The organism is Cupriavidus sp. 05T313, assembly GCF_056396665.1.
Map to the genome: position 1 here is coordinate 1 of NZ_JBFTLX010000265.1, position 9,830 is coordinate 9,830.

At 64.6% G+C, this 9,830-nt stretch carries 10 protein-coding genes; 1 reads left to right on the forward strand and 9 read right to left on the reverse strand.

The window, feature by feature from the left end; translation table 11 throughout:
• Positions 1-95: 95 nt before the first annotated feature.
• The 3 genes from glnL to AC1DKD_RS34915 all read right to left on the reverse strand — a co-directional run bounded on the left by glnL (position 96) and on the right by AC1DKD_RS34915 (position 3,364).
• Positions 96-1,247, reverse strand: coding sequence for a nitrogen regulation protein NR(II) (gene glnL, locus AC1DKD_RS34905; RefSeq protein WP_477144295.1), 1,152 nt, complete (start codon positions 1,245-1,247; stop codon positions 96-98).
• A gap of 4 nt (positions 1,248-1,251) precedes the next feature.
• Entirely contained in the window at positions 1,252-1,815 is a 564-nt protein-coding gene (locus tag AC1DKD_RS34910) for a DUF4124 domain-containing protein (protein WP_441632150.1), read from the reverse strand.
• Positions 1,816-1,948: 133 nt separating this feature from the next.
• On the reverse strand, positions 1,949-3,364 hold the full coding sequence (locus AC1DKD_RS34915; protein ID WP_035867014.1) for a 3-hydroxylaminophenol mutase: 1,416 nt from the start codon (positions 3,362-3,364) through the stop codon (positions 1,949-1,951).
• A 568-nt stretch (positions 3,365-3,932) separates the two neighbouring features.
• Here AC1DKD_RS34915 and AC1DKD_RS34920 point away from each other — a divergent pair.
• The gene (locus AC1DKD_RS34920; protein WP_035867017.1) at positions 3,933-4,397 is read left to right on the forward strand and encodes a rhodanese-like domain-containing protein; all 465 of its coding nucleotides are present in this window, start codon (positions 3,933-3,935) and stop codon (positions 4,395-4,397) included.
• Between the two features lie 78 nt (positions 4,398-4,475).
• Here AC1DKD_RS34920 and AC1DKD_RS34925 read toward each other — a convergent pair whose 3' ends face one another.
• The 6 genes from AC1DKD_RS34925 to AC1DKD_RS34950 all read right to left on the reverse strand — a co-directional run.
• Positions 4,476-5,309, reverse strand: a complete 834-nt coding sequence (locus AC1DKD_RS34925; RefSeq protein ID WP_477144296.1) for a competence/damage-inducible protein A — start codon at positions 5,307-5,309, stop codon at positions 4,476-4,478.
• A 12-nt stretch (positions 5,310-5,321) separates the two neighbouring features.
• Complete coding sequence (locus AC1DKD_RS34930; RefSeq protein ID WP_477144297.1) at positions 5,322-6,197, reverse strand: EI24 domain-containing protein; 876 nt, start codon at positions 6,195-6,197, stop codon at positions 5,322-5,324.
• Between the two features lie 162 nt (positions 6,198-6,359).
• Positions 6,360-7,334 (reverse strand): sterol desaturase family protein, encoded by a 975-nt coding sequence (locus tag AC1DKD_RS34935; protein ID WP_441632145.1) that lies wholly within the window; start codon positions 7,332-7,334, stop codon positions 6,360-6,362.
• Positions 7,334-8,200, reverse strand: a complete 867-nt coding sequence (locus AC1DKD_RS34940; RefSeq protein ID WP_441632143.1) for a polysaccharide deacetylase family protein — start codon at positions 8,198-8,200, stop codon at positions 7,334-7,336. Before AC1DKD_RS34940 ends, AC1DKD_RS34935 begins: the two co-directional genes overlap by 1 nt.
• 110 nt (positions 8,201-8,310) lie before the next feature.
• Positions 8,311-9,237 (reverse strand): YVTN family beta-propeller repeat protein, encoded by a 927-nt coding sequence (locus AC1DKD_RS34945; protein WP_477144299.1) that lies wholly within the window; start codon positions 9,235-9,237, stop codon positions 8,311-8,313.
• Positions 9,238-9,432: 195 nt separating this feature from the next.
• A partial coding sequence (locus AC1DKD_RS34950) for a DUF3418 domain-containing protein (RefSeq protein WP_477144298.1) occupies positions 9,433-9,830 on the reverse strand: 398 nt, incomplete at its 5' end.

Below are 9,830 nucleotides of genomic sequence, written 5' to 3' on the forward strand. Positions count from 1 at the left end.
GTGTCATTTGGTCTTCCGTGAACCTGGCCGCACACCGCCGGCAAGCCGGTCGGCAGCAATCATTGGGGCAGTTCCAATTGCTGTCGCCGATGCGCTCAATGCAGGGGCAGCAGGATACGGAAGTCGGTACAGCCGGGCCGGCTCTCACATTCGATCAAGCCCTCGTGCTGCTGCACGAAGGTTTGAGCGAGTGTGAGACCGAGGCCGCTGCCGCCATCCCTACCCGACACCAGCGGGTAGAAGATGCGTTCGCGAATATCCTCGGGGATGCCCGGRCCGTTATCGATGACATGCAAGTCCAATGCCAGCTTGAACAARCGCTTGGCAATYGTYACCTGSCGKGCCACCCKSGTMCGCARKAYGATCTGCGCATCGCCGCGCGCGAYGCGCTCGGCGAGCGCCTGGGCGGCGTTGTGGACGATGTTGAGCACGGCCTGGATCAACTGTTCCATGTCGCCGCGCAAGTCGGGCAGGCTCGCGTCGTAGTCGCGCACGATATCCAGCCCGGAGGGGAATTCGGCCAGCACCACCGAGCGCACGCGCTCCAGCACCTCGTGGATATTGAGGTCGGACACGATATGCGGATGGCGGTGCGGCTCCAGCAGGCGGTCCACCAAAGTCTGCAGGCGATCCGACTCCTTGATGATGACCTGCGTGTATTCGCGCAGCGAACGATCGGGCAACTCGAACTCAAGCAGTTGCGCCGCGCCGCGGATGCCGCCCAGCGGGTTCTTGATCTCGTGGGCGAGATTGCGGATCAATTCCTTGTTGGCCGAGGTCAGGTCGAGGATGCGCTCCTCGCGGTCGCTGCGCACCTTTTGCTCGTTGGGCAGCACCTCCACCACCACGGCGTCGGAATTGGCGTCCAGCGCCCCGATGACGACATGGGCGTGCATGGGCTCCTGCAACGGCGGATGCAGCACCACGTCTTGCCGGCGGGCATCGAACTGCCGCGAAATCACGGTCTCTATCATGCTGGCCAGCTCTTCCGAGCTACCAAACAGGTCCGCGAGCGACAGCTCCACCATGGCCTTGCGCGACACCGCGAAACTCGCCTCGGCCGCGGGATTGGCATAGACGATGCGCAGGCCGGGCTGGCGCACCAGCAACACGGGGTTGGCCACGACGTCCAGCCCCTGGTGGTAGGACACATCGCCCAGGGGCAGCACCACGGCCTCTCCTTCGGGCGGGGTACCGGCTCCGGCCGAGGCTACCTTGCGCGAGACGCTGCGAATCAGGCGGCGCATGACACTAGTCCTTCAAGTTGGAGAGTTCGCGCCGCAGTGAAGCGGCATTGGCCTCACCGCGCGCAATGTCGTCGCGTAGCGCGGCGGTGCGGTCGAGATACCTCTGGTAGTTGCGTTCATTGCCCTGGCGCTCGGGCTGGCCGTTGTTGTACTCGGCGCGCAGCGCGGCCAGCTTGGCCTCTTCGCTTTGCAGCTCCTGGTCGAGTACGGCGCGGCGCTCGCCATCGCGGCTTTTCTGGGTCGCGCTGTCGACTCGCGGAAACGCCGCGGGCGCCACGGCAGGGCCGGCGCCCTTGCCCGCCGCAGGGGCATTCACGCGCCCGCCCGGCACGGTCATCACCTCGGGCAGGCTGAGCCGCTTGCAGCCCTTGCCGCCGTTGCCGTTCCGGTATTCCGGCACCCCGTTGGGGCCGGTGCAGACATAGATTTCCGACTGGGCCGGGGCCGGGCGGCTCCAGCACAGCAGGGCCAGCGCCAGCATGGCGCAAACGGCTGCCGATGCGTGCATGCGGGCACCGAAGCGGTGCACCGGGTGGAGCGAGGGGGGCGGGAATTCGAGCGCGTCCATTGACATCAGCAGGGATGGTGGGAAAGGAGCCCCATTCTAGCGATCAAACCAGCGAACAAAACAAAAAGGGACAGCCGAAGCCGCCCCTTCCTGGTGCAACTGTTGCCCGGTCACAACCTGGCAACGCCTCGCCTTACAGCGAGTAGTACATGTCGAACTCGATCGGGTGAGTCGTCATGCGGAAGCGGGTCACTTCTTCCATCTTCAGTTCGATGTAGGCATCGATCATGGAGTTGGAGAAGACGCCGCCGCGCGTCAGGAACTCGCGGTCATTGTCGAGGTATTCCAGGGCCTGGTCGAGGCTGGAGCACACGGTCGGGATCTTTGCATCCTCTTCCGGCGGCAGGTCGTACAGGTTCTTGTCGGCAGCTTCGCCCGGGTGGATCTTGTTCTGCACGCCATCCAGGCCGGCCATCAGCAGTGCCGAGAAGCCCAGGTACGGGTTCATCAGCGGATCCGGGAAGCGGGTCTCGATACGGCGGCCCTTCGGATTGGCAACGTACGGAATGCGGATCGAAGCCGAACGGTTGCGAGCCGAGTACGCCAGCTTGACCGGTGCCTCGAAGCCCGGCACCAGACGCTTGTACGAATTCGTGCCCGGATTGGTCAGGGCGTTCAGCGCGCGAGCGTGCTTGATGATGCCGCCGATGTAGTACAGGGCGAATTCCGACAGGCCGGCGTAGCCGTTGCCCGCGAACAGGTTCTGGCCGTCCTTCCATACGGACTGGTGCACGTGCATGCCCGAGCCGTTGTCGCCAACGACCGGCTTCGGCATGAAGGTGGCGGTCTTGCCGTAGGTGTGGGCGACGTTCTGGATCACATACTTTTGCAGCTGGGTCCAGTCGGCGCGCTGCACCAGCGTGCTGAACTTGGTGCCGATTTCGTTCTGGCCCTGGCCGGCAACTTCGTGGTGGTGGACTTCCACGGGGATGCCCAGCGATTCCAGGATCAGGCACATTTCCGAACGGATATCCTGGAACGTGTCGATCGGGGCGACCGGGAAGTAGCCGCCCTTCTTGCCCGGACGRTGACCGCTGTTGCCGTGCTCGAATTCCTTGCCCGACGACCACGGTGCTTCTTCCGACTGGATCTTGACGGAACAGCCCTGCATGTCGATGTTCCAGGTCACGCCGTCGAAGATGAAGAATTCGGGTTCCGGACCGAAGAAGGCGGTGTCGCCCAGGCCCGTGCTCTTCAGGTAAGCCTCGGCGCGCTTGGCGATGGAACGCGGGTCGCGGTCATAACCCTTGCCGTCCGACGGTTCAACCACGTCGCAGGTCAGGATCAGGGTGGGTTCTTCGTAAAACGGATCGACGTTGGCGGTGTTCGGATCCGGCATCAGCAGCATGTCCGAAGCCTCGATACCCTTCCAGCCGGCGATCGACGAGCCGTCGAAAGCGTGGCCGCTTTCAAACTTGTCTTCGTCGAAGTGCGACACGGGTACCGACACGTGTTGCTCTTTGCCTTTGGTATCGGTGAAACGGAAATCGACGAACTTGACGTCGTTTTCCTTCACAAGCTTCATCACATCTGCAACGCTGTGGGCCATGCCTATCTCCTGGAAATTCGGCTGAAGTCTATAAAGCCATTCTTGCGTCGATCTCTACAGCGCTACGCCTGGAAGGCGTTGGGGGCAGGATAAAGATCGGCCACGAAAGGGACGAGGAATGTTAGCAGAAAGCGTGCCAAGGCAACCCCCTTGTCACCCCTGCGTTCCCGAAAAAAGTGCAGCTGCGCGGCGCGATTCAGGGCCTGCGGCGCGTTCCGGGTGCAGCATATGACATACACCACAATTCTGCTGCCTCGTCGGTCGCGCCCGCTGCGGCAAGGCTCCGCGACCGCCGCAAACAAAAACACCTTAATGGTGCATTTGCACGCCAATTTGCACCGTTTCCGTGCTCACGCACCAGATTAGTTCATTTTGGCGCGAGCGGGGCAGTCTTGCCTGCTTGCGGTGCAGAAGTACCCGGTGCGGACGCCATGCCGCCGGTATTCCCGTTGTCCCGGCGGAAGTCTATACCGTTCCCCGCCAAACGCACCGGCACGCACTCCCGGCGCGCTAGAATACTTGCCGGGCTCCCCTTGACGCCATTCCACCCATCGATTTTGTCACCCAGATGACCACCCGAGACGAACTCCTCCAAGCGGCGCGGCAGCGCCAGCAGCAAAACCAACTGCCCTACTTCGGCGCCCTCTCCCCGCAGGAAGCCTTCGCCTTGCTGCAGGGCGACCCCACTGCCGTGATGGTGGATGTGCGCACRCAGGCCGAACTGGACTGGATCGGCGCGCCGGACCTGCCGGAAGCCCAGGCGGCGCATGTGGAATGGAGCAGCTATCCGGGCGGCGCGCAGAATGCTGCGTTCATCGCCCAGCTGAAGGCCCGCGTGCCCGCCGACGTGCCCGTGCTGTTCCTGTGCCGCAGCGCGGCGCGCTCCAAGCATGCCGCCCGCGTCGCCACGGAGGCTGGCTACCAGTACGCGATGGATGTGCTGGAAGGTTTCGAAGGCAGCCGCGATGAACACCATCACCGCAAGACGGTGGAAGGCTGGTGCTTCCGGGGCCTTCCCTGGCATGGCGCCTGAAGCGGCGGCACGCCCGCGCCCCAAGCAAAACGGGACAGCCTGGCTGTCCCGTTTTTCATTTCCCCGGCGCTTGGCGGTTCAGTCCCCCGCCGGATCGCCTGGCCTCCGCGCTGCCACTTCCACCAGTTCGAAGCCCATCGCCCGCACACCTTCGCGCAGCATGGCATAGGCCGGCTCGACCTGATCGGCCGGGCCCTTGACGCCCAGGTCAATATGGCGGCGCGCATAAAGTTCGCCGCGCTTGGCATCTCCCACCGACGGCAGGCTGAACACGCGGATGCCGTCGAACGCGGCCTCGACCCGCTCCATCAGCGGCGTCAGCRTGGACTCCGGCGCCTCGAACACCAGGAAGGAGCGCTCCACCTGCACCGCCAGATGGAACAGGTGCGGATAGTAGTGGTCCAGCACCCATTCCATCATCGGCCACGCCATCACCGGGAAGCCCGGCATGAAGTGATGGTCGGCCACCGAGAATCCGGGGATGCGGTTGTAGCTGTTCGGGATGATGCGCGCCCCGGCGGGGAATTCGCCCATCTTGAAGCGATGCTGGTTTTCCGGCAGGTTCAGGTCGGCCTTGACCGCATCGCCAGCCGCCGTCTCGGCAATGCGCTGCGCGATCAGTTCCCGCGCCTCGGGATGCAACTCAAGCGGCACCCCCAGCGCAGCCGCCGCGCACTGCCTGGTGTGATCGTCCGGGGTCGCGCCAATGCCGCCGGTGCAGAACACCACATCGTCGCCGGCGAAGGTACGGCGCAGCGTCGCGGTAATGCGTGCGCGTTCGTCGCCCACGTACTCCGCCCAGTCCAGCGCCAGCCCGCGCGCCGCCAGCAGTTCGATGGCACGGCGCATATGCTTGTCTTCACGCCGCCCCGACAAAATCTCGTCACCAATGACGATCAGGCCGAAACCCATGATGCCCTCGCTTCAGGATTGTTCAAGGCGCCGCACATCCGACGGCGCGAGATCGATAACGTCCACTACCGGCGCGGCCGCTGCGGCCGCGGCCGCGCGTTCGACACGCAACTGCTCCAGCGCGCGCAGGCAGAAATGGCCGAACCACAGCGCCGAGAAGATAAAAATCAGCACGTAGAGCCAAAGCGTGGCGGCCAGTACGAACGGAAAGAGAAAAATCAGCGCCGCCGAAAACACCCAGATCAGCGTCGGCGCCGAGCCCAGCAGGCCCACTGCCACGCCAATGGTGAGCAAGGCCCCGCGGTGGCGCTTCATCAGCGTCTTGCGCTCCTCCGCGGTGGCATGCTGGGCCAGCGCATCGTAGGTCATCACGCGGTAGGTCAGCCAGCCCCACAGCAACGGCGGAATCAGCGCGAAGAACGGCGGAATCAGCCACAGAGGCAACGTCACCAGCGCCAGCAGCAGGAACACCATGGTGCTGCCCAGTGCGTGGAACACGCTGCCCAACATGCTGCCGCCCCTGGACTTGACGAGGTCCGGATAGCTGCGCTCCAGGTGCCGCACCGCCGCCGGCACCGAGAACAGGCTGATAAACACCAGCATGGAGGCGATCACCAGCGGGATCATCAGCGCGATCACGAACAGCGGCGCCACCACSGTGCGCAGSGACTGCAGRCCGARCCAGTCSAGCGCGCCGTAGATCCAGCTGGTCAGCACCGAGGCTTCCAGCACGCCGCGCGCGGCCGTCATGATCGGCTCCCATCCCCACAGCAGCAGGCCACCCCACAGCCCGGTGGCGAGCAGGAAAGGAATGACGGTGAGCATCAGCATGCGCGGATGCAACTGGCTGATCAGGGCACGGCCAAGCGCGCGGAAAATATCGTTCATGCAGTGAATTGGGTTTCCACAAAGGCGGGGACAAATAGACTAGCACACGTCATAAGTGTCGCGGGGGACGCGTGCGCGGCCGCTGCTTGACAGCCCGGCGCCGCCGATACGGCAGGCGGGGGGGATGGCGCCACCTGGCCGCCGCTCAGGCGGCCAGGCGCGTCAGCCGCGCCGCAGCAGGCGCTTGATGCCGTACCACTGCTGGGACAGCAAACCGGTGCCGTAGTTGCGTCCCTTGCCTGCCGGCGGCGGCATCTGGTCGCGGATGCCGGTGGGGTAATAGGCGTCGGTGAATACGGCGGTGCGAAACAGCATGTCCCACCAGGGGAAGATCACGCCGTAGTTGCATCCGCCCAGCCGGGTGGGCCGGCCGATTGCCTCGTGCCCGAGACCCACCGCATGATGCATGCGGTGAAAGCGCGGCGAGACCAGCAACCGCTCGCCCAGGGGGCCAAAGTGCAGGCGCAGGTTGGCATGCTGCAAACTTTGCAGCAGTTGCGACAGCGCCACCAGCAGTACGTACTGCGATGGCTCGACGCCCACCGCCAGCGCGGCCACGGCGAACACCACGTCGCGCAGCATGTCGTCGAGCAGGTGGTTGCGGTTGTCGCTCCACAGCGTCATCTGGCGCTGGCTGTGATGCACGGCATGCAGGCTCCACCACCACCGGTAGGTATGCGAGAGCCGGTGGTACCAGTAGTCGAGCAGGTCGAACAGCAGCAGGTAAATGAAGAAGCTGACCAGCGGGATCGAGGTCACCGCCGGCCACCAGTCTTCCACATTCACGCGCTGCCAGCCAAGCAGCCGCAGATGTCCTTCCAACCCGTCCATCAGCGGCCCGAGCAGGAAGAACATGGCGAGCCGGAACAGGCCAAGGCGATGCACCACGGTATAGAGGATATCCGTGCGGATCGCTGCGCGATCCGTGACGGCCTCGACCGGGCGCAGCTTTTCCAGCGGCCCGAGAATCAGCACCATCACTGCGATCTGCACCAGCCCCACAAGCAGCCATTCGGTGCCGGTGAAGGCGTCCTCGGCATAACCGCCGAAGCCGAGTTGGTAGACCACGGGCAGGATCACATCCTGGAACAGCGTGGCCTCGATCTGGCCTACCCAGGCATTGAGCGCATCGAGCATCAGCGTCTCCCGGCCATGGTGGCGGCCTGGCCGCGTATCCAGTCACGATAGGCCGGATGGTCGCGCAGCGTCGCAAAGCAGAAGCCCTTCTGCTCCAGGCCGCTGATCAGCGGCTCCAGCACGCCGGGCGCCCACGGATCCTTGCGCGACCAGATGCCAAGATGGGCCATGGCGATGTCGCCATCGCGCAGGTCGCGCAGCGCGCGCGCCAGTAATGCCTGGTTGGAAAAACGCTCGGAAGATAGCTCGTCCCCGAGGAAGCCCGCCGGCGCCCAGCCCACATGCTTGAAACCGCACTGCTCGGCCCATTGCAGGGTCTGCGGTGCGGTATGGCCGCCCGGCGCGCGCCACAGCGGCGACATGGCGGTCCCGGCAAGGCTGCGCAGCGCCTGCGCGCTGCGGTTGAGTTCGCTGCAGAAGCTCTGCTGGTCCATGACCACATCCTGCCCCGCATGCGCGCCGAACTGCGGGCGCATCTTCACCTTGCCGTCGCGCACGCCGCGCAGGTAGACGTGATCGAAGGTATGGCTGCCAAAGACATGGCCATCGGCCGCCAGGGTCTTCCAGTATGCGGCCCAGCCCGGATCGAGCGAGCTGTCCTTGTTGATCGTAGGCTCGTTGGCGAGGAAGAAGGTGGCCTTGATATGGTGGCGGCGCAGCGTGTCGGCAATCAGCGCCGCCTGGCTCATGCTGCCGGTGTCGAAGGTCAGGTAGAGCGTGCCGGCGCGGCAGGCCGGTGGCGCGGTCTGCCCGGCTTCGGCCGAGCCGGCCGGCGAGGCGGCCAGCGCCAGCCCGGTGGCGGCAAGCCCCGCAGCCACCGCGCGGACCAGGGCGCCGGGCAGCCAGGGCTGCGAAATCTTGCTCATGATGCCTGTCCTGATTTCCTGTGACTGCGTTGGAGTGGCAGCGGCCATACTAGTTTCGATACCGTGCCGGCCGCGGCGTTCCCGCCCGTGGCGCGGCTACCCGCCATCCCTCAATAAAGCGGTGCGCGGGTACGGAAATAAATACCGTGGGGCGAACGGCCCACGCGGATGGTCTTGACCAGCTTGCGACTGGCCACGTCGATCAGGCCCACCGAGCGCGCCCAGCGGAAACTCACCCACAGGGTCTTGCCGTCGGCCGTCAGCTCCATGTCGTCGGGGCCGGCCGGCAGGCCGGTGATGTCGCCGACCTTGGTCAGGGTCTGCTGGTCGATGATGCTGATGGTGCCGGAAACCCGGTTGGACAGGAACAGATGGCGCTTGTCGCCCACCGCGCGGAAGTTGTGCGCGCCCTTGCCGGTCTGGATCTGCTTGACCATGGTGCGGGTACGCCAGTCGATCACGGCCACGTAGTCGGCGCCGGTCATGCCTACCAACAGGTATTTCTGGTCCGGCGTGACCCATACGCCCGCGGGTGCGGAACCGGCATCCATGCGCCACATCACGGTCTGCGTGGGCAGGTCGATGGCGACCACCTCGTTGGAGTCCTGCAACGTGACAAAGGYGATGCGGCTATCGTCGGTGAAGGCGATATGGCTGGGGGTCTTGGCCAGCGGCAACTGCTTGGCGATCTTCAGCGCCTTGCCGTCCCAACGGTAGATATCAACCCGATCCAGCCGGTTGCCGGTAGCCAGGAACCATTTCTGGTCGGGCGAGAAGCCGATCTGGTAGGGATCGTCGATATTGGCAACGCGCTGCTGGACCTTGCCGGTAACCGGATCAAGGAAGACCAGGTCGTTGCCCACCGCATTGGCGACAATCAGCGACTTGTCGTCAGGGGTGGCGATCAGGTGGTGCGGCTCCTTCCCGATCGGGAACGTCTCCAGCACCTTCTGGGTGTCCTTGTCAATCAGCGTGACCGTGGCATCACCCGAATTGAGCACCACCACGACTTCCGCCAACGCCGGCGCCGCTACCATCCCCAGGGCCAGGGTGCCGATGGCGGCAAACCCGGAAACTACACGACGCAATGCGAGCATAAGACCGTTAAACAATGACTTAATCGATCATTCTAACGTTTTCGGACTGTGATCCGATGACCTAGCGCAACAAACTAACATTTGGTCACAATCTCCGCCCGGACCAGTGCCCGGGCGGGGCGACGCGCCCGGTCTTCAGCGCTGCATGGCCTCCCACACCTTTTGCAGCCGCTTCACCGACATCGGCACCGGCGTGCGCAATTCCTGCGCGAAGAGCGCGATCCGCAGCTCTTCCAGCATCCAGCGGAACTCGTCCAGCCGGGCGTCTTCCACACCCCTGCCCTGCTGCCGCAATTGCGTCTCGGCGCGCTGCCATTGCTGCAACAGCGGCGTGATTTCCTGCAGGCGCTGCGTATCGCGCGCCGGATCGCCCTTGATCTTGTCGATGCGCATGGCGATGCCCTTCAGGTAGCGCGGGAAATGCACCAGCTGCTGGTAAGGCGTATCGGCCACGAAGTTCTTGCCCATCAGCCGCGTCAGCTGCGCCTGCATATCGGCATGCGCAGCGGCAAACGGCTTGGCCTGGATCAGCT